Raw genomic sequence first — 24,638 nt, forward strand, 5'->3', positions numbered from 1 at the left:
GCGGCGCTCGTTGACTACTGTGTAGAAAGCCCGCGTGCCGAATTCATTCGACATGCGGACTGGATGTCACGGAAGTGGCGCGAGTGTGATAATTTTTGAGCGCTCGTGTCGCCCCTGGGCGCCAGCGCAAGTAACGTAACTCCCTGAACTCCCGTGAACACGCAGAATGACGAGGAAACGCATGAAGATCCGCAAAGCCACCATGGCACTCGGAACCTTGGTTCTGGCTTCCGGTACGTCGATCGGCTTCGCCGGTAGCGCCAGCGCTGCCCCCGCGAGCCTCGTCACCGCTGACAGCTGTGTCGACAACAGCGCCGACACCAGTGCCGACACGAACGCCGACACCGACGCCGACGCCGACACGGATGCTGACACCAGCGCCGACACGGACGCCACCGACGTCGACGCGACGGCCGTCAACGCTGACGCCGACGGCGACGAGACCGACGGCAACCTCGTCACCCTCATCGACGGTGTCGCGGTCTCCTCACCGAACGCCATCAACTCCGAGGCGGGTCAGCTGACCACCGGCACCGAGACCGACGGCAACCTGATCACGCAGAACACCGACATCCAGGCGATCTCGAGCACCAACGCGACGATCACCGACGGCGTTGTCGCGACGAGCCAGAACACCGACGGCGGACTCGCCCTCGGCACTGACGACGACGCGCTCGACATCGACGCGGTCGCCTCGACCAACTCGATCGCCACCGACGTCGGCGCCAACGAGGCCGGCACGATCGCCACCGGCACCGAGACCGACGGCAACCTGATCGACCAGAACCTCGACATCGACGCGGTCGCCTCGACCAACTCGGTCGCCCTCGACGGTCTGCTCGCCACGAGCACCACCGGCACCGAGACCGACGGCGAAGTTGCCGCCGGCCTCGACCTCGACGCGGTCGCCTCGACCAACTCGGTCGCCACGGACGTCGACGGCACGACCGGCCTGGAAGCCGTCACCGGCACCCAGACCACCGGCGAGCTCGTCACCTCGGGCACCGACGTCGACGCCATCGCCTCGACCAACTCGATCGGTGTCCAGGGCATCACGGCCGTGACCAGCACGAGCGGTGCGACGACTGACGGCCAGGTTGCCGCTGGTCTCGACCTCGACGCTGTCACCGCCAACGACGCCGTCGGCGTCGAGGGCCTCGAGGCCGTCACCGCTGACGCAGGCGTCTCCGGCGCGACGACCCAGGGCGAGCTCATCGACACGGGCCTGGACATCTCCGCGGTCGCCAGCCCCAACTCGGTCGGCGTCTCGGGTCTCCTCGCCACCGGCACGGAGACGGACGGCGGCGCGGTCGCCAGCCTCGACATCGACGCGGTGTCCAACACCAACGCGATCCTCGGTGACACCGACCTCGACGCAGTTGCGGTCGAGGGAGCGCTTGACGGCCTCCTGACCACCGGCCTCACGGGCACGAGCACCACCAGCGTCCTGAGCGCGACCCAGTTCAAGAACGCTTCGGACGACTGCGACGACGACGCGCTGCCGGACACCGGTGGCTCGAACCTCGGTCTCCTTGCTGCCGGCGGAGTCCTCGTCGCTGCGGGTGGCGCGGTCATCTTCGGTGCACGTCGCCGCCAGCAGGCCTGAGTTCGACGAGCGACACGAGTCTCACAACACTGCATCTGACGCTGTCCACGGTTACGCTCCGGCGTAGCCGTGGACAGCGTCTGGCACGTAAGGACACTTGAGTGGAAGAGCTGAAGCCCTCGCGTCACGCGACGCCCGTTCCTTCGATCGCGCGACGTCTGGTGATCGTCGTGATCGGCGTGGTGTTCGCCATCCATACGGCGTTGATCACGATCTGGATCCAGCCGACCAACCCGTTCCGTGATGCGGTGGGCTCCGAGAACATCTACAAGTACATCAACAACAAGATCTTCCCGTTCGAGCAGTCGTGGTCGGTCTTCGCCCCCACACCGCGTCGCGGTGGTGAGAACGTCAAGATCCGCGCCTACTACGGCAAGCCGGGCGAGCCGGGCACCAAGGTGACCGAGTGGTTCGACATCACCGGCAACGAGGACCAGCGCATCAAGTACCTCGTCAACCCGTCACGCTTCCACTCCGCGACCCGACGGCTGGGCGGCAACATCAACTCGACCGTGGGTCAGTTCAACGACAAGCAGCGGCTGATCATCGCCGGTGCCCTCTACACGTCCCCGCGCAGCAAGCTGGCCGACCTGCTGAAGCAGTCCAACACCAAGGGTATCGCCGGGCTGCAGGCCGTCGGCCAGTATCTCGACAACGACGAGATGCTGACGCGCTACGGCACGATGTACGCCACTGCCCGCTGGGGCAAGGGCGTCAAGGCGGTCGAGTTCCAGGTGGGCCACCGCTCGGTGCCCAACTTCACCAAGCGCAACCAGGAGAACTTCCTCGACGTGCCGTTCACCTACTACCGCGTCGGCGTCCGCAAGGCGATCCCGGGCAACGCCGACGCCCAGGCCGCGTTCGACGGCTACGTGCCCAAGGCACCCAAGACGCCCAAGTCGACGAAGGACGGTGAGTAGTCATGTCGCAGCCGTCCGTCGCGTCGCGTGGCCTTGACCTGGTCAACGAGTGGTACGACCGGTTCGAGTCGTGGCTCCTCACCGACAAGCGCTCGCTCTACGGGGCATCCCTGGCGCGCATCCTGGCCGGATGCTCGGTCATGGGCATCCTGATCACCAACTTCCGGGTGCGCAACCTGATGTTCGGCCAGGGCTCGGTCTGGAACGACATCGCCCAGAAGGGCAACGACATGTATTGGCCGCCCCGGCTGATCACGAGTCACCTGGGCAACACCGCGTTCCTGTTCTACTACCTGCTCGTCATCCTCCTGGCGTTCCTGTTCGTGCTGGGCTGGCACACCAGGCTGGTCGGCATCCTGATGCTGATCGGGCACATCTCGATCATCGAGCGCATCCCGATCCTCGGTGACCAGGGTGACAACATCCTGCGCGTGGGCACGCTGCTCCTGTTGTTCCTGCACTCCAGCGAGTACTGGTCGCTCGACGCGCGGCGTCGGGCTCGCACCAAGGCGGAGCCGATGGGCCCCGGCTCGGGCGGCATCCTCGCCGTCGTCAAGAACCTCTACAACAGCCAGCGCGTGCTGCCGTCGTGGTTCACCAACGGCTTGCACAACGTCGTCCTGATCGCCCTGGGATGGCAGCTCATCATGATCTACTTCTCGGCGGGCTGGTTCAAGGCGCAGGGGCCGCTCTGGTTCCACGGCACCGCGATCTATTACCCGATGCAGCTGCAGGAGTACAAGCCGTTCCCGTTCCTCACCGACGCGATGACGCACGTGGGGGTGATGGTCGGCCTGTCGACGTACGTCGCGATGGTGGTCCAGATCGGCTTCGGCTTCGCGTTGCTGCACCCGATCGCCCGGCGCATCGCGATCTTCTGCGCCATCATGTTCCACCTGTCGATCGCGGTCTTCATGGCGCTGCCGTGGTTCTCGTTGTCGATGATCGCGTTCGACTCGATCTTCGTCAGCACCTCGACGTTCATCCTGTTCGACCGGTGGATACGCGCCAAGCTGCGACCTGTCGCTGACCTGTTCTTCGACGTCACCGACCCGATCGTCGCCAAGCTGCCGGGACGCAGCAAGCAGCCGAGTCTCGCCTCCAGCGCCGCAGACTAGGCGACCGAGGCGGCCACTCGCCGGCCAGACAGCACCAGCGCGATGACCGGCACGGTGAGGACCGCCGCAGCGGCGTTGAGGGTGCCGAAACCGCTGATCGCGACGACGATGCCGGCCAGCAGACCGCCCAGGGCACCGGCCAGGTTCATGACGAGGTCGGAGAAGCCCTGGACGACAGGGCGATGCTCGACGGCGAGCGAGTCGGTCAGCTTGGCCGCACCCGCGATCACCGATGCGGACCACCCCATGCCGAGCAGGACCAGGCCGATCGTGATCTGCACCTCTGAGTGACCCGAGGTCCCTGCCACCGCGACCGCGAGCAGCAGGATCGACTGACCGAGCAGGATCGTCTGGTCGGGGCCCCAGGCGTCGCTCAGCCAACCCATCACGGGGGAGAGGGCGAACATGCCGGCGACGTGAAGGCTGATCGTCACGCCGATGACGTCGAGGCTCGATCCGTGGTCCTTCATGTGCACCGAGGTCAGCGCCATCACTGCCACCATCACGGCGTGGGACGACCCGATCGCCCAGATGGCGGTGAACGTCTTGCCGCGGATGTGGGGGAGCGCGGCGCGGATGCCACGTGGTGGCGCCACGGCGTCCTTGGCATGCACCAAGGGGTCCGGCCGGAGCAGCACGAACGTGACCAGCCCGGCGGCGGCGAATCCCACGGCGGAGAACACCACGGGACCAGTGAGGTCGGAGAGCCCGACGGCTCGGGCGAACGAGGCGCCGGGGCCGGTCAGGTTGGGGCCGATGACCGCTCCGACGGTCGTGGACCACACGACGAGCGAGAGGGCCCGGCCGATCTGACCCGGAGCGGCCCGGTCGACAGCGGCGAAGCGCGACTGCAGGTTGGCTGCCGTGCTGGCACCGAACAGCGCGAGGCCCGCCAGGATGAGCCACAGCCACTCGAGCTCGGCCCCGACCACCACGACAGTCGCACCAGCCGATCCCGCGAACCAGCCGAGCGTCAGGGCCGGGCGGCGTCCCGTACGCGCGGCGATCGACGAGAGCGGGATCGTGAACGCCGCCGCGCCCAGCGTCAGCATCACCACCGCCATGCCGGCCCACCCGGACGACCCGCTGATGTCCTTGATGATGATCGCGCCGACCGCGAGCCCCGCGCCGTTGCCGACGCCACCGATCACCTGGACCAATGAGAGGACCGAGACGATCCTCCGCTGAGCAGGGTCAGGAGGTGGGGTCACCTCGGCAATCTAGTCGATCTGTTCCGTGACCCTGTCGAAAGGAACGGTGACGTCCTTTCGACAGGCTCGAGGGCCGGAGGCTCGCGCCAGCAGTGAACGCCCGCTCACCAGATGGTGACTCGGGCCCCGGGGTCGAGCCACAGCTGGTCGTCGGCGGTGACGCCGAACGCCTCGTAGAAGGCGTCGATGTTGCGCACGACCTGGTTGCAGCGGAACTCCGGGGGCGAGTGCGGGTCGATCGTCAGCCGACGCACGGTCTCGGCCGGGCGTACCTTCGACTGCCATGCCTGGGCCCACGAGATGAAGAACCGCTGGTCGGGGGTCAGCCCGTCGATCTCGGCGTCATCGGGCTCGGTGAGCCGGAACGCCTGGTAGGCGATGCCGAGGCCGCCGAGGTCGCCGATGTTCTCGCCGATCGTGAGCGAGCCGTTGACCGTACGGCCATCGGCGCCTTCCGGCGTCAGTGCGTCGTACTGGGCGATGAGGGCGGAGGTGAGCTTCTCGAACGACTCACGGTCGTCGTCGGTCCACCAGTTGCGCAGGGCGCCCGTGCCGTCGTACTGCGAGCCCTGGTCGTCGAAGCCGTGGCCGATCTCATGGCCGATGACGGCGCCGATCGCGCCGTAGTTGACCGCGTCGTCGGCGTCGGCGTGGAAGAACGGCGGCTGCAGGATCGCGGCCGGGAAGACGATCTCGTTCATCGTGGGGTTGTAGTAGGCGTTGACGGTCTGCGGCGTCATGTACCACTCGTCGCGGTCGATCGGCGAGCCGATCTTGGCGAGCTCGCGGTCCGTGGCGACGGCGATCGCCCGCCGGGCGTTGCCGAGCAGGTCGTCGGGCGCGGTCTCGAGCGCCGAGTAGTCCTTGAACTCGTCGGGGTGGCCGATCTTGGGGTTGAAGGTGTCGAGCTTCTCGTACGCCTGCTTCTTGGTCTCGTCACTCATCCACGGCAAGGCGGCGATGCTCTTGCGGTACGCCTCGAGGAGGTTGCCGATCAGCTCGGTCATCCGCTCCTTGGACGCCGGCGGGAACTCGGTGCGGACATAGATCTTGCCGACTGCCTCGCCCATCGCGCCCTCGACGAAGCCAACGCCGCGCTTCCACCGGGGCCGCAGCTCGTCGGTGCCGCTGAGGGTCTTGCCGTAGAACTCGAAGTTGGCGTTGACGAAGGCCGACGACAGGTAGGGCGACGCGCTGTGGACGACCTGCCAGCGCAGCCAGTCCTTCCAGGCGTCGAGCTCGGCCGGCACGAGCAGCGTCTCGAGTCCCTCGAGGTAGGACGGCTGGGCGACGACGACCTCCGCGATCACGGGTGCGGGGATCTTGGCCGCGTCGGACCAGCTCGTCCAGTCGAACGAGGGCGCGAGGGCCTGCAACCCGTCGAGCGCCAGCAGGTTGTAGGTCTTCTGGGCGTCGCGCGACTCGACGCGGTCCCAGTGGAACTTCGCGAGACGGGTCTCGAGATCCATGATGCGCTGGGCGCGCTCGGCTGCGTCGTCGAGCCCGGCCAGGCCCAGCATCGTCGTGAGGTGTCCGACGTACGCCTCACGGATCGCGGCCGAGCCCTCCTCGCGGTAGTAGGCCTCGTCGGGCAGGCCGATGCCGCCCTGACCGAGGTGGGTCACGTAGCGGTCGGGCTGGCCGCTGTCGGGACCGATGTACATGCCGAAGACGCTGCCGACGCCCTGGCGGTCGAGCGTGCCGAGCGTGCGGATGAAGCTGGGGATGTCGGTGACGGCGTCGACCTGCGACAGCTCGCCCTCGAGCGGAGCGCCGCCGAGTGCCTCGACGCGCTCCTCGTCCATGAAGCTCGCGTAGAGGTCGCCGATCTTGCGCTGCTCGTCGTCCTGCGGGGCCTTGCTGGCGGTCTCGATGATCTCGCGGACCTTGGCCTCGGCCTCGTCGACCAGCGTCACGAAGGAGCCGGCGGTGGCCCGGTCGGGCTTGATCTCGGCGGTGCGCAGCCAAGGGCCGTTGACGTGTCGGAACAGGTCGTCTTGGACGCGGATGGAGGGGTCGAACTGCGTCATGTCGATGCCGTGGGTCACGCCAGTAGGCTACACAGGTGAGCAAGATCCATCCCGCCAGACTGACCGTGATCCGGACCGAATTCGTGGCGCCTTCGATGCGACGCGTCGTGCTCGGCGGCGACGGATTCGCGGAGTTCCTGACCCGCCACCTCGCGCTCAGCGGGTCGTTCACCGACGAGTACGTCAAGCTCGTCTTCCTCGCCCAGGGATTCGACTATCCGGAGCCGCTGGACCTCGACGTGGTCCGCGAGACGATGCCCCACGAGGCATGGCCGGTGCTGCGGACCTACACGATCCGCTGGGTCGATCCCGAGGCGCAGGAGGTCGCGATCGACTTCGTCGTGCACGGCGACGAGGGCGTGGCGGGCCCGTGGGCGGCACACGCCCAGCCCGGTGACGTCATGCACCTGCGGGGACCCAACGGGGCGTACGCGCCCGATCCCACGGCCGACTGGCACCTCTTCGTCGGCGACGAGGCGGGCATGCCCGCGATCTGCGCGGGACTCGAGGCCCTGCCTGCCGGTGCCCGAGCGGCGGCATTCATCGAGGTCGGGGGCCCGGACGACCAGGTCGCGATCGCGACGGTCGCGGACCTCGAGATCCACTGGCTGCACCGCGGAGACGCACCCGCGGGCACGACGACGTTGCTCGACGGCGCGGTTCGCGCGTGGGACTGGTGGCCCGGCCGTGCGCAGGCATTCATCCACGGCGAGTCGGCGCTGCTCAAGTCGGTGCGTCCGCACGTGCTCAACGACCGCGGGGTGGCTCGCGCGGACGTCTCGGTGTCGGCCTACTGGCGGCGCGGGACGACCGAGGAGGGCTTCCGTGAGTGGAAGTCGGCCCAGAAGGACGCGGTCATGCGACCGGGGGCGTCCTGACCCGTGCGCTGACGGTAACCTCGTCGGGTGACTGAACTCCGCAATGTGGCCGTCATCCTGGCTGGTGGCACCGGTACGAGGGTCGGCCTCTCGATCCCCAAGCAGCTCATCAAGATCGCCGGCAAGACGATCATCGAGCACACCATCGCGGCGTTCCAGGCGTCCTCGCTGATCGACGAGATCGTGATCCTGATGGCGCCGGGCCACCTCGACCCCGTGCGCGCGATCGTCCACAACGGCGGCTACGACAAGGTCACCCAGATCGTCGAGGGCGGCGAGACGCGCAACGAGTCGACGAGCCGTGCGCTCGAGGCACTGGGCTCCGACGAGTGCAACGTCCTGTTCCACGACGCCGTACGCCCGCTGGTCTCGCAGACGATCATCGGCGACGTCGTCGCCGCGCTCGCGACGCACGAGGCGGTCGACACCGCGATCCCGTCGGCGGACACCGTGGTGCAGGTCCACGACAGCCCCGACGAGGTGCACACGATCTCCGACGTGCTGCCGCGACACCTGCTCCGTCGGGGGCAGACCCCGCAGGCGTTCCGCCTCTCGGTGATCCGCAAGGCGTACGAGCTGGCCTGGCAGGACCCGGCCTTCACCGCGACGGACGACTGCACGGTCGTGCTGCGCTACCTGCCCGAGGTGCCGATCGCCGTCGTCCAGGGCCACGAGCGCAACATGAAGGTCACCGAGCCGATCGACGTCTACATCGCCGACAAGCTCTTCCAGCTGCACTCCGCGGACACTCCGGACCAGCTGACCGACGAGCAGTACCGGGCCGCCCTGCAGGGCAAGACCATGGTCGTGTTCGGCGGCTCGTACGGCATCGGCGGCGACATCGCCGAGCTCGCCCGTGGCTTCGGCGCAACCGTGCACTCGTTCTCACGCTCGTCAACCAACACCCACGTCGACCGCCGCGAGGACATCGCCGCGGCTGCCGCGGCGGTGCTCAAGGAGTCCGAGTCGATCGACTTCGTCGTCAACACGGCCGGCGTCCTGGTGATCGAGGACCTCGCCGACACGTCCGAGGAGACGATCTTCGCGGCGACCGAGATCAACTACCTCGCCCCGATCTTCATCGCGCAGGAGTTCTATCCGCACCTGGCGCGCTCGTCGGGCTCGCTGCTGCTGTTCACCTCGTCGTCCTACACCCGCGGTCGCGGCGGCTACTCGCTCTACTCCTCGGCCAAGGCCGCTGTCGTCAACCTGACGCAGGCGCTGGCCGACGAGTGGGCCGGCGAGGTGCGGGTCAACTGCGTCAACCCCGAACGTACGGGCACGCCGATGCGCACCAAGGCGTTCGGCGAGGAGCCCGAGGGCACGCTGCTGAGCTCGATGGAGGTCGCCCGCCAGTCGCTCGACGTCCTGCTGGCCGAGCAGACCGGGCACATCATCGACATCAGGCGCGAGGACGGCCCGGCGGCCGTTGGCGGAGGCTCCTAGACCCTCGACGCCCGGCTTCGCCGGTGAGAGGCTGTCCAGATGGGGCAGCCGGAGGATCCTGACCAGTGGGTCGTCGACTCACCCGCAGTCGGCACCGGGCTCCAGGCGCAACGGTTTCGTGGCGACAAGCCACCGCGCAAGCCGCCGAGGTCCGCGGCGCCGGTCGCGCTGACGATCTCCGGCGGTGGCTTTCGCGCCACGTTGGCCGGTCTCGGCGCCATCCGCCTGCTGGCTGACGCCGGGCTGCTGCGTGACCTCCGGTACGTCTCGTCGGTCTCCGGCGGGTCGCTGGCGAACGGGCTGCTGGCGTCCCGGTGGCCGCTGCTGCGGGACGCCGGGTTCACCGGTGCAGCCGTGCAGGAGTACCTGATCGACCCCTTCATCGAGCGGATCTCGTCGCAGTCGCTGAAGTGGTCGCTGGTGCGTGGCATCTGGCGCGCGGCCGGGCCATCGACGCGTACGGACCTGCTGGCGCGACGGTTCGACGAGTGGTGGTTCGACGGGGTCGAGCTCGAGCAGCTCGATCGTGGGGTCCGGTGGATCATCAACGCGGCGAACCTGACGACCGGGGTGCGCTTCGGATTCGAGCGCGACACGGTTGGGGACTACACGATCGGGCACGTGGCGACCGGGGGGACCGGCTTGCGGCTGAGCACGGCGGTGGCAGCCTCGGCGGCGGTGCCGGGTGCGTTCGCTCCGGTCGTGCTGACGTCGCCGGAGTTCCCAGGTGCAGAACACGCGCCGGTGCTGATGGACGGCGGGACGTACGACAACACGGGGCTGCAGGCACTCGACGACAAGGCGTACCGGGACGTGTTCCTCGTCGCGTTGAACGCAGGGGGACTGCTGCGGCCGGGACCATACGGCCGGATCCCTGTGGTTCGTGACCTGGCTCGCGCGAACTCGCTGCTCTACCGGCAGAGCGTCGCGCTGCGCACGACGAGTCTCGTGGCGCAGTTCCAACGTGGCCGGAAGGCCGGCGCCGGTCCCTTGCCGCCCGATGGCCGTCGCGGAGTGCTGACCGGGCTGGTCACGTCGCTGCCTGACCCCGGCCCCGCGCCATTGCGGGCCTGGCGGGTCCGGTTCCCCGAGGCGCGTACGTTCGACGATCGCGACCTCGCGCTGGTGCCGACCGTGTTCGACAAGCTGGAGCCGGCGCTGTGCCGGGCCCTGGTGCACCGCGGCTGGTGGACGGTGGGCGCTGCGCTGGCCACGTTCTTCCCCCGCCGCCTGGGTGACTTCAATGAATGGACCGCGCCGGAGCTGTGACGGTGGACCCGCTGAGACTGACGTTCGTGCTGCGACATGCGGCGTGTCGCAACATGAACGTCAGTCCCAGCGGGTCCTACGGGAGGGTGAAGAATTTGACGTCTTCGCCGGTGACCAGGACGACCCGGCCGTCAGGCAGCCCGAACGTGCGGACCTGGGCGGCATCGTCGCCGTACTCGACATTGGTCACCGAGCTGCTGAGCTTGCCGTGGGTGACCGTGATCGCCGCGACCTGGACCCGGTCACCCTTGCGGAGCACCGCGAGGGCGGTGTCCAGCTTCGGCAACCAGGTGAACGAGCGCGGGTCCGAGCCGGCGATCGCGCTTGCGCGCCGGTAGGTCTCGACGGCGACCCGCTTCACGTGCGTGAGGTCAGACGTGCGGAACAGCGCGATCTGGGCGCCTCGGGCACCGCGGCCGACGCCGAGCAGCCAGGTGTCGCTCAGCGGGTGCAGGTAGTCGCTGAAGCCGGGGATCTTGAGCTTGCCGAGCCGCCGTGGCTTGGCGGGGTCGGTCAGGTCGACCGTGTAGAGCGGGTCGACCTGCCGGAACGTCACCAGGACCGCGAGGTTGTCGAACCAGCGCACGGCCTTGAGGTCCTCGTTCTTGCCGAGGTGGTCGAGCCGGCCGATCTCGGTGAGCTCCTTGCCCTCACGGCGGAACGTGACGACGGAGTTGAAGGGACCGGTCTCGCTCGACGGGCTCACAGCGACACGCAGCACGTCGTCGGCCTCGTCGAGCGACCACCGATCAGCCAGTCGCCCCTCGACCTCGCCCGAGGCGACGTGGATCGCGTCGACGCCGTCGAGCTCGAAGTCGTAGAGGTGCGTCGTCCCACCGCCCATGTCCGGAGCGACCTTGCACCCGCCACAGCCCCACCAGCGAGGTGAGTCGGCGAGGTAGAGGTGGTCCGCCGACTCGTACGCGATCGTCGTCGCGCCGGCGAGGCCGATCGCGTGCGGCTTGGCGGCGTCGGTGGCCGTGAACCCCACGATGCTGACGGTGTCGAGGCCTCCGGTGTCCGGCACCGCGACGTTGGTGCAGTCGAGCAGCTGCTTGGCGCCGGAGCCGCTGTCGTACGCGGGCAGCCAGTCCTTGATCGTCGTCGCCCGCACCGCGCGGCGGTTGGCCACCAGCGCCTCGCGCTCCGTGACCTTGCCTCCGGGCTCGAGGAAGTCGAGCGTCGGCAGGCCGGCCGCAAGCACCAGACGGACGGTCGAGCCGTGCTGCCGCGCTGCGACGACCCGCGAGGCGTACGTGACGGTGGACTCGACCTTGGGCTCGTCAGGCTGCTTGACGGACAGGGTGATGACCCGGCTGCCGCGCCGCAGGTCGGTCAGCTCGTCGCGGGGACTCAACGCGTCCGTGCCGATCACCACGACCGTCGTGCCGGACAGCAGGATCTGACCGTCCTCGAGACCCTTGAGGTGGGTCGTCGACTCCTTGACCATGGCCGGTCCTGAGGCGTCGTACACGACCAGGTCGCTGCCGCGGAGACGGACCACGAGCTTGCCGTCGGTCTTGACGGTGTCGGGCTCGTCGACGCCGTTCTCCTGCACGTTCGTGCCGGTGGGGCTCGAGCTCTGGGACCGCTGACCGGACAGCGGAATGTATCCCTTGGCGCTCGTCAGGTTCTCCATGCGCCGGGAGTCGAAGGTGCCCGATTCCTGCAGCCGGTACCCGTCGTACTCCCGCTGCCAGCCGTACTCCGTGACCAGCTCGAGCGCCCGGTCCTGGTACGACTCGAGCAGCTCCGCACAGCTCTGTGCGGGCTCGAGGTCGGCCTGGAACGCCGCAGGGCTGGCATCGCTGTGCGGCGCGGAGGCGGAAGGCGTAGGCCGGTTGCCCACCGCGGCACCGGCGACGAACGCGCCGACCACCGCGGCAGTGGCACCCACGGCGACCACGGTCTGCCGGAGCTTGCGACGTCGAGCCGCCTCGGTCCGGCCGGCGGCCATGATCGCGTCCACCGGCGGCGTGCCGGTCGGCAGTCCGTCCCAGGAGTCTTCAAGATCAGTCATCGGTGCTCCTCGGAAAGCTCGGAGAGGTGGTGGGACCCGGCCAGTGCGGCGAGCGCGCGGGAGAGGCGGCTCTTGACCGTGCCGCCCGGGATGCTGAGGGCCGAGGCGGTCTGCGCCTCGGTCAGCTGGACGAAGTAGCGCAGCACGACGACGTCGCGCTGCTCCTTGGTCAACCCGTCGAGGGCCTGGTGGACCGCGTCGGCGAGCACGACCTGGCCGCTGGCGTCGTCCACGTGCTCGTCGGCCTCGACGTCGACCCGGCTGCGCCACCAGCGCGTACGCCTGATGTCGCGCAGCTGGTTGAGCAGCATCCGGTAGACGTACGCCTCACGGTTCGTGGCGTCGGTGACCCGCTGCCAGCTGGCGTAGCAGCGCACGAGGGTCTGCTGCGCGATGTCCTCGGCCTCGTGCGGCCCGGCGCCGAGGAAGATCGCGGCGCGCACGAGGTCGCGCCACTGCGAACGTACGAACTCCGCAAAGCTCGCCTCGGACGTCGCGTCCACGCCGCCTCCTCAGATGACCTGTCACCTTACGACGGATCCGGAGGCGGTTCGGTTCCCTTCGGGCTCAGGTTTCCGCAGGCGTACGCGGATGGGCCCGCTCCCACCAGCCGCAGCCGATCATGACCGCGGCCGCGAGCGCCCAGCCGGCGAGGATGTCGATGACGTAGTGCTCGCCCGCGTAGACGAGTGCGACGCCCATCAGCAGGGGATAGAGGACCATCACCCACCGCCAGGGGCTCCGCAAGCGGCTGATCGCATAGAGGGCGACGAGCATGGCGAGGCCGCCGTGCAGCGACGGCATCGCCGCAACGGGGTTGCCCACCTTGGCCAGCACGACGTGGAAGCCGCCGAGCCCGAGGTCGTCCCAGCCACGACCGGTGAGCCGGGGAACGTGCTGGGGGATGTAGCCCTCCTTGGAGGCGAGCCACGGTGGCGCCATCGGGAAGACGATGTAGACCACGAGGGCTGCGTAGTTGATGACGAGGTAGCGGCGCATCCACGGGATCCACGCCTCACGGTTGCGCAGCCACAGCACGACGGCGATCGTCAGGCCGGTCACGAAGTGCGAGAAGTAGACCGTCGTGAGCACCGCGTCGTACCAGCGCGGATCGGTCGAGCTGGTGCACGGTGCTGCGCACCAGGCGTCCTGCAGCCGCGCCGTCGGGATCTCGCCGCGGCCGATCCACTCGTCGAAGCGGATCGGGAACGTCCAGTGCACCGACACCGGCAGCAGGTTGTCGGACATGCCGCGGCTGTAGAGGTAGAGGATCAGGCCGACGAAGATCAGCCACCAGTCGCGTACGAACGCCAGGTGGGACCTGGCCGGCGCCTGGATGTTCCAGACGATCGTGGCGAGCCACAGCCACGCGAACATCTGGTAGGGGTCGGTCGGCACGCCGATCAGCACGATCCACACGCTCAGCGCGATCGAGTACGCCGCGAGGGCCGGGCCACGCCACTGCCACGTGGTCCTGGCCTGCTGATCGGTACGGGTCGTCATGGGCACACCTTCGGGACTTCGGGCAGGGTACGGGTTTGGGTCGTCAGCAACCAGATCGACCGCCCGCAGATCGTCGCCACCTTGCGATAGCCGTCACGGAGCAACGGCTCCGTGCGACCGGGCTCGATGCCCCAGGAGTTGAGCCCCGACCAGTTGACCACCCAGGTGGGACGTTGCGGCGAGGACATGACGGTGGCGAGCTCGCGCAGGTGCGGGTCCCTGGTGCGTACGGGCAGGCTCCAGAGGTAGATGTAGGGGCTCGACATGTGCGCCTCGTAGAGGACGTTGGGCTGGCCGAACGTCACGACCCCCGTGTCCCCGGGCTGCCGCGCCTCGCGCAGCCACGTGCCGATCGTGTGCTGCTGCCCGTTGTCGTCGGGCTGGAAACCGACGGACCAGACCAGGTTGGCCAGCGTCAGGGTGACGGTCGCGATCGCGAGCCGGCGCATCAGGCGCGGCGACAGCCGGTCGGCCAGCAGGCCGATGCCGAGGCTCGCGGCGGGCACCATCTGGATCAGGTAGTGCGCCCAGTAGCTGCCGCCGAAGAGGGCGATGACGAGGCTGCACAACAGCGTCGCGCCCGTGGCGAGCAGCAGCGGGTCCTTGCGCCGGGCGCCCTGCCAGACGGTGAGCGCGGTTGCCGCACCCAGCCCGCTCACAGTCCACGTACCCATCATGACAAGCAGACGCAAAGGAGTCGCATCGCTGGCGGATGACCGGATCACCTCGCCGGCTTCGGCGCGGAACCGGATGACGGCGTCGAACAGGTCCGACGGCGAGGTGCCACGAGCCTCGGCGCCCAGCAGCACCGCAGCGAGGGTCAGCACGGCTCCCAGGGCGCCCCACGCGACCATGCGTAGGACGACGCCGCGGGAGTCGCGGCGCTGCACGACCATCGCGAGGCCCAGTGCGAGGGCGAACACGAACGCCTCGATGACGCTCTGCTTGATCGACAGCGCGCACACGGCGAGCACGCCGGCGCCGATCGCGGCCGGGACGCGCCACGGCGTGCGCAGGACGGCGTGGAGGGTCAGGGCGATGCTCCACGCGACGAACGGCGCGGCCAGCATCTCGCCGTTGACCCGCGCGATGCCGAGCCACTGCGCGATGCCGAACAACGCCGCCGCGCCGGCGGCCCAGCGCGCCGCTTGGGCGCCGCGGGCGAGGTGTGCGGCCCAGGCGGCGCCGAGCACCGACAGCACCGATGCGGCAAGGCCGAGGATTCGCAGGGACGTGACACCGCCGGCCAGGTCGTTGAGCCACAGCAGCAGGGGAGGACGGTCGACCCAGTAGTCGCCGTAGAGGGAGCTGCCGTCGTGCCAGTGGTTGCCGACGATCAGGAAGCCGGCCTCGTCACCACCCACGTACGTCCGGAACATCACGACGCGCACGACGACGAGCACCCCGACGGCAGCCGGGATGACCGCCCATGGCGGGACCCTGCGACGTACCGGTGTCGACACGGGTCAGATCCCGTTGGCGCCGCGAGCCTTGGCGGCGTCCCATTCGCGATCGCGGATCGCCATGACGTGCTCGCACGCGGCGATGAAGCGCGCCGTCGCCGCGCCCGGGGTCGGGTCGCCGAGGTAGTGCTCGACGAGCGCGTCGCGGTCGGCCTTGGCCGGGTCCACCGACAGGTGCTCGGCGATCACGGCGGCGAAGTCGTCGGTCGCGGCCAGCTGCGGCACGACGTCCATCAGCCGGCTCGGCGGATAGGGGACGAGGGGCTGGGTGACGAGCAGCGGCTTGCCGGTCGGCAACCAGTTGAGCGTCACTGCTGACACGTCGGTGACGAGCAGGTCGGCGTCGGCGAACGACTGCTCGAGTGTCACGTCGGTGTCGACCCGGTCGGCGAGCCCACGGACGACGGCGTCGGCAGCCGCGTACGACGACCGGATGACGCCGTTGAGAGGGTGCGGCCGGTAGATCACGCGGTACGTCCCCGACAGCGCGCGGACGAGCGCCTCACCGTGCGTCTCGAGCGATCCGTAGGAGACCGACGGCTGCGAGGCCTCCCAGGTCGGGGCGTAGAGCACCGTCTGGCGGCCGTCAGGTGACGGCGTCCCGGTGACGGCCGCGGCGCCGTCGAGCTGCGGCTGGCCGATCAGGATGCTGTGAGCGGCCGCGTCGTAGAGCATGACCGCCGACGCCGTACGGTCGAGGGCCGCCTGGCCCGCGAGGAAGCACCAGTCGTAGGCCTTGACCTGGTTGGAGACCGAGACGCCCTTGTCGCTGTCGCCGTGGCCGAGGTAGACGTGCACGAGTGACGTGAACCGCAACGACTCGAAGTTGATCGGGTCGTGGTTGACGTAGAGCGCGAGCTTGACGTCCGAGAGCGACAGGATCTCGTCGAGCTGTCCGTAGCGGGCCAGCGTGACGCAGTCGAGGCCGGTCTCGGCGCGTACGACGTTGGCCGTGCGCGAGTCCTTGAAGACGCACACGATCGGGTGGGCGGCGTCGAGCGCCTTGAGCGCGTGGTACCAAGGCCGCAGCTGGTAGAGGCTGTCCTGCGGCGTCGGGAAGTAGAGCATGACCTGCTGCGTGAACGGCGTGCCGAGCCGCGACTCGTCGGTCAGCTTGTCGGGCATGCCGACCGGCAGGAACCGCGAGCGCCGCAGCCTGCCGATCGCCCACAGCTGGACGCGGCGGACCAGCCCGACGCGCGGCTCAGAGGCCATGATCGGCGAAGGCCTTGCCGTCTTTGAAGTGCGGCACGAGCTTGTTGTCGTACATGCTCAGCGCCGAGCCGATCGCCATGTGCATGTCGAGGTACTGGTAGGTCCCGAGCCTGCCACCGAACAGTACGTCGGCCTCACCCTTGGCCAGCTCGCGGTACGCCAAGAGGCGCTCGCGGTCCTGCGGGGTGTTGATCGGGTAGTAGGGCTCGTCGCTGTGCTCGGCGAACCGGCTGAACTCGCGCATGATGACGGTCTTGTCGGCCGGGTAGTCGCGCTCGGGGTGGAAGTGCCGGAACTCGTGGATGCGGGTGTAGTCGATGTCGGTGTCGGCGTAGTTCATGACCGTGGTGCCCTGGAAGTCGCCGACCGGCAGCACCTCGGTCTCGAAGTCCAGCGTGCGCCACGACAGGTCGCCGTGGGCGAAGTCGAAGTAGCGGTCGACCGCGCCTGTGTAGACGACAGGCACCTGGCCGACGGTCGCCGCCTTGTGGTGCGGCTGGGTCTCGTCGAAGAAGTCGGCCTCGAGCGTCACGGTGATGTTGGGGTGGTCGGCCATGCGCTCGAGCCACGCGGTGTAGCCGTCGACCGGCAACCCCTCGTAGGTGTCCGAGAAGTAGCGGTTGTCGTAGGTGTAGCGCACCGGCAGGCGCGAGATGATCTCGGCGCTGAGCTCGCGGGGGTCGGTCTGCCACTGCTTGGCGGTGTAGCCCTTGATGAACGCCTCGTAGAGCGGCTGCCCGATCAGCGAGATCGCCTTCTCCTCGAAGTTGGCCGGCTCGCCGGTCAGCATCGAGGCCTGCTCGGCCACCCAAGCGCGCGCCTCGGCGGGGGTGAAGGCGGAGCGGTTGAACTGGTTGATCGTGCCGAGGTTGATCGGCATCGGGAAGACCTCGTCGCGGTACGTCGTGTAGACGCGGTGCTGATAGGGCGTGAAGTCGGTGAACCGGTTGACGTACTCCCAGACGCGCTGGTTGGACGTGTGGAACAGGTGCGCGCCGTAGCGGTGCACCTCGATGCCGGTCTCCGGCTCGACCTCGGTGTACGCGTTGCCGCCGATGTGGTCCCTGCGGTCGATGACCTGCACCTGCAGGCCGAGCTCACGGGCACACCGGTCGGCGATCGTCAGCCCGAAGAAGCCGGAGCCGACGATCAGGAGGTCAGCGGTCATTCGTCAATTGTGCCGGTACGTCTGCCGGATCCATCGGACGCCACGACTTGTCCCGCCAGAGCGCCCGGTTGGCCCGGAATCCCCGGGCGAGGTCGCCGAGCCCCTTGAGGGTGTGCTGCACGACCACGAGGCGGAAGACCTCCTTGGCCAGCGTCAACGCCGTGCCGATGCCGAAGCCGACGCGGTTGAGCTTGCCGTACTCCGCGAAGTACTTGCCGACGTACGCCCGGTTGCGGATCACGTGGAAGCGGAACAGCGGGCTGCCGTCGTTGAGGTGGCGGATGCCGAGGTTGACCTGCTTCTGCTCGCGCTTGCGCTTGAGCACGAACGCGTCGACGTAGACGACGTCGGTGTGCTGCGCGGCGAGCCAGGCGTACGCCGCGTCGTCCCACGAGATGAAGAACCGCGGGTCCGGGAGGCCGATCTTGCGCACGATGTCGGCGCTGATCAGCATGCCTTCGAACGTCCCCGAGTTGGTGACCGCGTAGCCCTCGCGACCGAACTGCTTGCCGCTGTAGGGGAGTGGCACGCCGAGGAACTCGTTGAACTTGGCCTGCCAGTAGAACGGGGTGCCGTCGAAGTCGTAGCGGCGCCCGTGGATGACCTTGAACCGCTGCATCCACGGCGCGAACTGCTCCAGCGCGTCGGGCAGGATCTCGACGTCGTCGTCCATCAGCCACACCCAGTCGGCGCCCTGCTCGAGCGCGACCTTGGTGCCTTCGCTGAACCCGCCGGAGCCGCCCGTGTTGGTGTCGAGCCGGTGGTTGATCACGAGGCCGTCGGGGAAGTCCTTCATCGCCGTCGCGAGGACCTGCTGGGTGTCGTCGGTGCTGGCGTTGTCGACCACGACGATCTTGAACGGCGGGGTGTCCATCGCTGCTGCGCTGGCGAGGAGCTCCTTGAGGTACGTCGATCGGTTGAACGTCACGATCGCGATCGCGATCTTCCCAGGAGCCGAATTCACCCGGTCAACCTTACCGTGCGGTGCAGTGGCCGCGGCCCGCCGTCGCTCCGCTCGTGACCAGCGTCTCGGCGGTGCTACTGTCCGCCGCATGCGTGAGATGTACCCGCCGATCGAACCGTACGACTCGGGGCTGCTGGACGTCGGCGACGGCCACCAGATCCACTACGAGGTCTCGGGCAATCCGGAGGGCAAGCCCGCCGTCTACCTGCACGGGGGCCCGGGCGGCGCCTCGAGTCCTGAGCAGCGCCGGGTGTTCGACCCGGAGCGCTACCGCATCGTGCTGTTCGACCAGCGCGGCTGCGGCAACAGCGTGCCCCACGCCAGTGCCCCGGGGGCGGATCTCAGCGCGGTCACGACGTGGCACCTCGTCGCCGACATGGAGGCGCTGCGCTCTCACCTCGGCATCGGCAGGTGGCTGGTGTGCGGCGGCTCGTGGGGCTCCGCGCTGGCTCTCGCCTACGCCGAGAAGCATCCCGAGCGGGTGACCGAGCTCGTGCTGCGCGGGATCTTCACGTTGCGCCGCAGCGAGCTCGACTGGTTCTACGAAGGCGGTGCCGCCCACGTCTATCCCGACCTCTGGGAGGGCTTCGTCGCCCCGGTTCCCGAGAGCGAGCGCGGGCGGCTCATCGAGGCCTACAGCCGTCTGCTGAACGACCCCGATCCGTCCGTCCACGTCCCGGCCGCCCGGGCCTGGGCCCGATGGGAGTCCTCCGCCATCACCCTGCTGCCCGATCCCGAGCTGGTCGCGCACTTCACCGAGGACGCGTTCGCGGTGGCGTTCGCCCGGATCGAGAACCACTTCTTCATGAACGACGGCTGGTTCACCGACGGTCAGCTCATCGCCGATGCGCCGCGACTTCGGAAAATCCCCGGCGTGATCGTCCAGGGTCGCTACGACATGTGCACGCCGGCGACCACGGCGTGGGACCTGCATCGCGCCTGGCCGGAGGCCGAGCTCCGGATGATCGCCGACGCCGGCCACGCCTTCACAGAGCCGGGCATCCTCGACGCGATCGTCGAGGCGACCGACCGGCGCCTGAGGGTCAGAGCGCGGCTTCGTCGTCGGAGTCGCTCGGTTCCATGGCGTACGAGGTGCCGCGGTAGTCGGCGCGCTCTGCCTCGGAGCGGGCGATGAACGCGTCGACCGAGCCCTTGAACGACTCGAGGGTGCGCCGCTCCGGCGGGCCGAGGAGATAGGTCGCGAGCTCGGCCCGGGGCCCCGCCTGCGTGTCGGGTGCCTGCTGGGTGACGACGGCGATGAACTCCGCGATGCCGCGGCCGTCCCGCCCGATCGTCGTGCCGGCGCCGGTCGACGGATAGTCGCTGCGGAACGTCGCGTCGTCGTCGGCGGTGTGGTTGAACACCGCGTACGGCTTCTCGCTCGCGAGGAAGTCGCTGACGACGCTGGAGATGTCGGTGATGAGCGCCGACGACCGGTTGAACCACTCGTTGATCGAGCCGCCCTTGATGACGCGGTGGTCGACGCCCGTGCGGGCTGCTGCGTCGTCGAGCAGCCCGGCGATGCGGGCGAGCACCGCACGGTACTTGGCGTCGCGCTGGCCCGTGAACGGGTGTGCCTTGAACACGACGCGGACCGGGGGATCGGCAGCGAGCAGCGACTCGACGACACGCACGCCGATCGCCGAGACCGACGAGTACTCCTGGTCGTGGTTGACGCCCTCCCACGTCGGCGCGTAGAGCACGGTCGGCACGGCCTCGTCACCCAGCCGGGGCTCGCGCGAGATGCCGTGCACCTGCGGTCGTCCGACGAAGCGGTACTGGTCCTCGTGGACCCCGAGCTTGGACCGGCGGTAGCGGTCGGCGCCGGCCTCGCCCGCGACCCACAGCTCGTCGTACGCCCGCGAGAACGGGTTGTTGGAGGCGCTCTTGTCGCTGTCGCCGTGGCCGATGAACGCGCTCATGAGCGTCGGCAGCCGCAGCAGGTGGATGTTGTTGCCGGTGTTGGACGGGTAGAGCGCGACGCGGGCCGACGAGAAGTCGAGCATCAGCAGCTCACCGGGGTCCTTGAGCTCCAGCGTCGGGATCGACGTCGAGGCCAACCGGGTGAACAGCGGGTGGTCGCGCAGGACGATGAACACACGGCGGTCGAGCGCCTCGAGGCTCTCGAGCCACGTGTTGATCTGATAGCCCGCCTCGGCCGGACCGCTCAGGTGCACGACGACCTCGGGCTGGTAGTCGTCGAGGAACTCCTGGATCTGGCGCAGCGGCGCCGTGAAGCCGGTCGCCCGCTTCTGCTGCCGCAGGGCCCACGACGCGCGCGCGTCGGGGATCGTGACGGCGGCGAGCACCGCGATCGCCACGACGCCGGTGAGCAGGACCGGCAGCCAGGGTGCGCCGAACAGCACGGGCGCCAGCACCAGCAGCTGGGTCACGACGACCTCGAGCGCCCGGCGGGGCGGCGCGTCATGGATGCGCGGCGAGCCGGGGATGTTGCGGGTCTCCATGGGCTTGAGCGGCCCGACCCGGCGATACTCCTGGTGCAGCGCCCGGGCGCAGAGCACGAGCACGTACGCGACGGCGACCACGGCGAACATGCGGACCGCGTCCTCGCCGTCGAACTGGTCGCTGACCACGAGCCCGGCGAGGACCCGCAGCGCGAATCGCATCGGCATGCCGAACTCGGCCTGGTCCAGCAGCTCCGACGACTGGGACGAGCGGACCTCGAACGGCAGCTCACCGAGGACCGACAGCAGCAGGAACGACAACGCACCGATCTCGAGGCCGAGAGCGGCACAGAGCAGGGCGAGGAAGAGGCATCCGACCGACAGCAGGAATCCGGGGAGCTCATCGGTCCGGCCCAATCGGTGGAATGCCGCCTGAGCAGCACGAACGGGCGAGACCATGCCGACGAAATTATCACGCGTCCCCGCGGCGCCTCCTGCGGTAACGTCATCGCGTGCCCCGCCCTCGGAGCCTCCGCATCCCTGCCGAGATCGCGCATCCCGTGCGCCTGCTCCCGCTGACGTTCCTGGCCCTCATCATCATCGGCACGGTCCTGCTGCTGCTGCCGTTCGCGAGGTCCGGCGACGGCTCGGCCGGGTTCATGCCGGCGTTCTTCACCTCGGCATCCGCCGTGACCGTGACCGGGCTCGCGACGGTGGACACCGGCACGTACTGGACCCCGGCCGGGCAGGGCATCATGCTCGCGCTCGTCGAGATCGGCGGCCTCGGCATCATCGCGCTGGCCACGGTCCTCGGGCTGTTCATCGGCGGCCGGCTCGGCCTGCGTACGCGCCTGGTGGCGCAGGCCGACATGCACGTCGTGAGCCTCGGCGAGGTGCGCCCGCTGTTTCGCCGGGTGGCGGTCACGATGGTGTTCTTCCAGTCGGTGACGGCGCTGGTCCTGACGATCCGCTACCGCGCGCACTACTTCGACGACCTGCCCACCGCGCTCTGGCACGGCGTGTTCGACTCCGTCATGGCGTTCAACAACGCGGGGTTCTCGCTCAACCGCGACAGCCTCACGAGCTATGCCGGTGACGGCCTGATCATCATCCCGATCTGCTTCGCGGTGTTCGTCGGCGCGATCGGCTTCCCCGTGCTCGCCGAGCTGTTCCAGGAGTGGCGTACGCCCGACCGCTGGACGATCCACACGCGCCTGACGGTGTGGGGCTCGATCGGGCTGCTGCTCGTGGGCGCGATCGCGTTCCTGGCGCTGGAGTGGAACAACGGCGACACGCTCGGCGACCTGCCGTTCTGGCACAAGGTCGTGTCGGGCATCGAGGGCGGCATCATGCCCCGCTCGGGCGGCCTCAACAGCTTCGACTGGGGATCCGTGCGGCCCGAGACGCTCAACATCGGCGTCGTGATGATGTTCATCGGTGGTGGCAGCGCCAGCACCGCCGGCGGCATCAAGATCACGACGTTCCTCCTGCTTGCGTACGTGATCCTGGCTGAGCTCCGGGGCGACCCGGACGTCACGATCGGCAACCGGTCGATCAGCTCGGTCGTGATCCGCTCAGCACTCACGATCGCGCTGCTCGCGGTGATGCTCGTGTCGGTGACGACGCTGCTCGTGATGCTCATGACCGACGTGCCGTTCGACGCCGCGCTGTTCGAGTGCACCTCGGCGTTCGCGACGGTCGGGTTGAGCACCGGGATCACGCCGCACCTGCCGGCCGACGCCCAGGTCGTACTGATCGGCTTGATGTTCCTGGGCAGAGTGGGCACGATTACGGCGGCATCCGCGTTCGTCCTGAGGCGGCGTGTCCCGCGGTACCACCTTCCCGAGGAGCAACCGATCATTGGCTAAGAGCGCAGAGTCCCCGACTGCTCCTGTCCTGGTCATCGGCCTGGGGCGCTTCGGCTCGTCCGTCGCCAAGTCGCTCGTACGCCTCGGGCACGAGGTCCTGGCGGTCGACGAGCGGGCCGACATCGTGCAGAAGTTCGCCGGCGACTTCACCCACATCGTCTCCGCCGACACGACCGACACCGAGGCGTTGCGGCAGATCGGCGCCGGGCAGTTCCGGCGCGCGGTCGTCGGCATCGGCACGGACATCGAGGCCAGCGTCCTGACGGTCCTGAGCCTCTCGGACCTCGGGGTCGCCGAGATCTGGGCCAAGGCCATCAGCGGCAAGCACGCAGCGATCCTCGAGCGGGTCGGCGCCACCCACGTCGTACGCCCCGAGTCCGACATGGGCAAGCGCGTCGCCCACCTGGTGACCGGCACGATGACCGACTACATCGAGTTCGACGACGGCTTCGCGATCGCCCGCACGCGTACGCCCGAAGTCGCGTGCGGCAAGACGCTCGCCGAGTCGGGGCTGCGTCAGGCGTACGGCATCACGGTCGTCGGGGTGAAGACCCGCGGCGAGGACTTCACCTACGCGCGGCCGGAGACCCCGATCTCGCACGCCGACGAGCTGATCGTGTCGGGTCCGACCACCAAGGTCGAGGCCTTCTGCGCCCTGCCGTGAAGCCGGCTGCGGACCTGCTGCCGGAGCGCTGACACGGCGGCCGGCTGACCCGCCAGCACGCCACCGAGCACCAGCACCACACCGAGGAGCTGTGCCGGGCCGAACGCCTCGTGCATCACCACGACGCCGAGCGCGGTGCCGACGACCGGGTTGACCAGGCCGACCAGCGCGGTCGAGCCGGCCGTCATGCGGCTGAGCCCGTGGAACCAGCAGACGTACGCGAGCCCGGTGCCGATCGTGCCGAGGTACAGGTACGCCGCGACGTTCGTGCCGTCCACGTGCGGCGGGCGGCCCTCGACGAGCAGCGCGATCGGCACGAGGACGAGTCCGGCGGCCGTGAGCTGCCACCCCGTGACGGTGATGAGGTCGGTGGGTCGCTGCCAGCGTTTGACCAGCACGAACCCGATCCCCGACACCAGCACGGCGCCGATCGCCGCGAGCAGCCCGATCGGGTCGATCGACGCGTCGGCGCGCAGCACCAGGAGGGCGACGCCCGCGACACCGACGACGCCACCGCCGATCCCCGCAACCGTGGCCCGCTCGCGGATCAGCAGCGCGGCCAGCAGCATGACCGCCAGCGGCGACATCGCGGTGACGGTCGAGGCGAGGCCACCGGGCAACCGGTAGGCGGCGGTGAACAGCAGCGCGAAGAACAGCCCCATGTTGCACGTGCCCAGCACCAGCGCCTTCCACCACCAGGAGCCGCGGGGGAGCTGGCCACGGGCCGCGACGATGACGAGCCCGATCGGCAGCGCACGGACCGCTGCGGAGAACAACGGCCGGTCCGGCGGCAGGAAGTTCTCCGTCACGACGTACGTGCTGCCCCAAGCGATCGGTGCGACGACAGTGATGGCCGGAGTGCGCCAGCTCCACGAAGTGTTTTCCATGGA

The 24,638-nt window shown here is 68.9% G+C and carries 20 protein-coding genes; 9 read left to right on the plus strand and 11 right to left on the minus strand.

What is annotated here, in order from left to right:
* Positions 1–181: 181 nt before the first annotated feature.
* The 3 genes from ASE12_RS19155 to ASE12_RS19165 all read left to right on the plus strand — a co-directional run bounded on the left by ASE12_RS19155 (position 182) and on the right by ASE12_RS19165 (position 3,644).
* Positions 182–1,606, plus strand: coding sequence for an LPXTG cell wall anchor domain-containing protein (locus ASE12_RS19155; RefSeq protein WP_056404244.1), 1,425 nt, complete (start codon positions 182–184; stop codon positions 1,604–1,606).
* A gap of 101 nt (positions 1,607–1,707) precedes the next feature.
* On the plus strand, positions 1,708–2,526 hold the full coding sequence (locus ASE12_RS19160) for a DUF5819 family protein (protein WP_056404246.1): 819 nt from the start codon (positions 1,708–1,710) through the stop codon (positions 2,524–2,526).
* Between the two features lie 2 nt (positions 2,527–2,528).
* Positions 2,529–3,644 carry an HTTM domain-containing protein gene (locus ASE12_RS19165; protein ID WP_056404248.1) on the plus strand — a complete coding sequence of 372 codons (1,116 nt, stop codon included), beginning with the start codon at positions 2,529–2,531 and terminating at the stop codon, positions 3,642–3,644.
* Here the strand turns inward: ASE12_RS19165 and ASE12_RS19170 are convergent.
* Together ASE12_RS19170 and ASE12_RS19175 are read right to left on the minus strand one after the other, a co-directional pair.
* A complete protein-coding gene (locus ASE12_RS19170; RefSeq protein WP_082582407.1) occupies positions 3,641–4,855 on the minus strand; it encodes an MFS transporter in 1,215 nt (404 codons plus the stop codon). The two genes, ASE12_RS19165 and ASE12_RS19170, sit on opposite strands and share 4 nt — an antisense overlap.
* Before the next feature lie 104 nt (positions 4,856–4,959).
* Entirely contained in the window at positions 4,960–6,885 is a 1,926-nt protein-coding gene (locus ASE12_RS19175; protein ID WP_056404987.1) for a M13 family metallopeptidase, read from the minus strand.
* A 35-nt stretch (positions 6,886–6,920) separates the two neighbouring features.
* Here ASE12_RS19175 and ASE12_RS19180 point away from each other — a divergent pair, with 35 nt between their 5' ends.
* Genes ASE12_RS19180 through ASE12_RS19190 form a run of 3 tightly spaced genes read left to right on the plus strand, consistent with a single transcriptional unit; the run spans position 6,921 to position 10,478 of the window.
* Positions 6,921–7,763, plus strand: coding sequence for a siderophore-interacting protein (locus ASE12_RS19180; protein WP_056404250.1), 843 nt, complete (start codon positions 6,921–6,923; stop codon positions 7,761–7,763).
* 27 nt (positions 7,764–7,790) lie between these two features.
* Positions 7,791–9,209: a bifunctional cytidylyltransferase/SDR family oxidoreductase gene (locus ASE12_RS19185; RefSeq protein WP_056404251.1), complete on the plus strand. Its 1,419-nt coding sequence runs from the start codon at positions 7,791–7,793 to the stop codon at positions 9,207–9,209.
* A gap of 39 nt (positions 9,210–9,248) precedes the next feature.
* Positions 9,249–10,478, plus strand: a complete 1,230-nt coding sequence (locus ASE12_RS19190; RefSeq protein WP_056404252.1) for a patatin-like phospholipase family protein — start codon at positions 9,249–9,251, stop codon at positions 10,476–10,478.
* A 76-nt stretch (positions 10,479–10,554) separates the two neighbouring features.
* On the opposite strand, the gene ASE12_RS19195 is transcribed toward ASE12_RS19190, so the two are convergent.
* From ASE12_RS19195 to ASE12_RS19225, 7 genes are all read right to left on the minus strand, one after another.
* Positions 10,555–12,498, minus strand: coding sequence for a beta-propeller domain-containing protein (locus ASE12_RS19195; RefSeq protein ID WP_056404253.1), 1,944 nt, complete (start codon positions 12,496–12,498; stop codon positions 10,555–10,557).
* Positions 12,495–13,001 carry a SigE family RNA polymerase sigma factor gene (locus tag ASE12_RS19200; protein WP_056404255.1) on the minus strand — a complete coding sequence of 169 codons (507 nt, stop codon included), beginning with the start codon at positions 12,999–13,001 and terminating at the stop codon, positions 12,495–12,497. The genes ASE12_RS19195 and ASE12_RS19200 overlap by 4 nt, the downstream gene beginning before the upstream one ends.
* A 64-nt stretch (positions 13,002–13,065) precedes the next feature.
* Entirely contained in the window at positions 13,066–14,001 is a 936-nt protein-coding gene (locus ASE12_RS19205) for a phosphatase PAP2 family protein (RefSeq protein ID WP_056404258.1), read from the minus strand.
* Entirely contained in the window at positions 13,998–15,464 is a 1,467-nt protein-coding gene (locus tag ASE12_RS19210) for a hypothetical protein (RefSeq protein ID WP_157413062.1), read from the minus strand. Before ASE12_RS19210 ends, ASE12_RS19205 begins: the two co-directional genes overlap by 4 nt.
* 3 nt (positions 15,465–15,467) lie before the next feature.
* On the minus strand, positions 15,468–16,679 hold the full coding sequence (locus tag ASE12_RS19215; protein WP_056404262.1) for a CDP-glycerol glycerophosphotransferase family protein: 1,212 nt from the start codon (positions 16,677–16,679) through the stop codon (positions 15,468–15,470).
* On the minus strand, positions 16,669–17,847 hold the full coding sequence (gene glf, locus ASE12_RS19220) for a UDP-galactopyranose mutase (RefSeq protein ID WP_056404263.1): 1,179 nt from the start codon (positions 17,845–17,847) through the stop codon (positions 16,669–16,671). Before glf ends, ASE12_RS19215 begins: the two co-directional genes overlap by 11 nt.
* Entirely contained in the window at positions 17,837–18,811 is a 975-nt protein-coding gene (locus ASE12_RS19225; RefSeq protein WP_056404265.1) for a glycosyltransferase, read from the minus strand. The genes glf and ASE12_RS19225 overlap by 11 nt, the downstream gene beginning before the upstream one ends.
* Positions 18,812–18,899: 88 nt before the next feature.
* Between ASE12_RS19225 and pip the strand changes: the two genes are divergently transcribed.
* Positions 18,900–19,946 (plus strand): prolyl aminopeptidase, encoded by a 1,047-nt coding sequence (pip, locus tag ASE12_RS19230; RefSeq protein ID WP_082582409.1) that lies wholly within the window; start codon positions 18,900–18,902, stop codon positions 19,944–19,946.
* On the opposite strand, the gene ASE12_RS19235 is transcribed toward pip, so the two are convergent.
* Complete coding sequence (locus ASE12_RS19235) at positions 19,855–21,675, minus strand: CDP-glycerol glycerophosphotransferase family protein (RefSeq protein WP_056404267.1); 1,821 nt, start codon at positions 21,673–21,675, stop codon at positions 19,855–19,857. The genes pip and ASE12_RS19235 overlap by 92 nt on opposite strands.
* Before the next feature lie 53 nt (positions 21,676–21,728).
* On the opposite strand from ASE12_RS19235, the gene ASE12_RS19240 reads away from it, so the two are divergent.
* A complete protein-coding gene (locus ASE12_RS19240; protein WP_056404270.1) occupies positions 21,729–23,084 on the plus strand; it encodes a TrkH family potassium uptake protein in 1,356 nt (451 codons plus the stop codon).
* The gene (locus ASE12_RS19245; RefSeq protein WP_056404272.1) at positions 23,077–23,748 is read left to right on the plus strand and encodes a TrkA family potassium uptake protein; all 672 of its coding nucleotides are present in this window, start codon (positions 23,077–23,079) and stop codon (positions 23,746–23,748) included. Before ASE12_RS19240 ends, ASE12_RS19245 begins: the two co-directional genes overlap by 8 nt.
* On the opposite strand, the gene ASE12_RS19250 is transcribed toward ASE12_RS19245, so the two are convergent.
* The gene (locus tag ASE12_RS19250; RefSeq protein WP_056404274.1) at positions 23,655–24,635 is read right to left on the minus strand and encodes an EamA family transporter; all 981 of its coding nucleotides are present in this window, start codon (positions 24,633–24,635) and stop codon (positions 23,655–23,657) included. The two genes, ASE12_RS19245 and ASE12_RS19250, sit on opposite strands and share 94 nt — an antisense overlap.
* Positions 24,636–24,638: the final 3 nt, after the last annotated feature.

It is taken from the genome of Aeromicrobium sp. Root236 (assembly GCF_001428805.1).
Taxonomy (GTDB): Bacteria; Actinomycetota; Actinomycetes; order Propionibacteriales; family Nocardioidaceae; genus Aeromicrobium.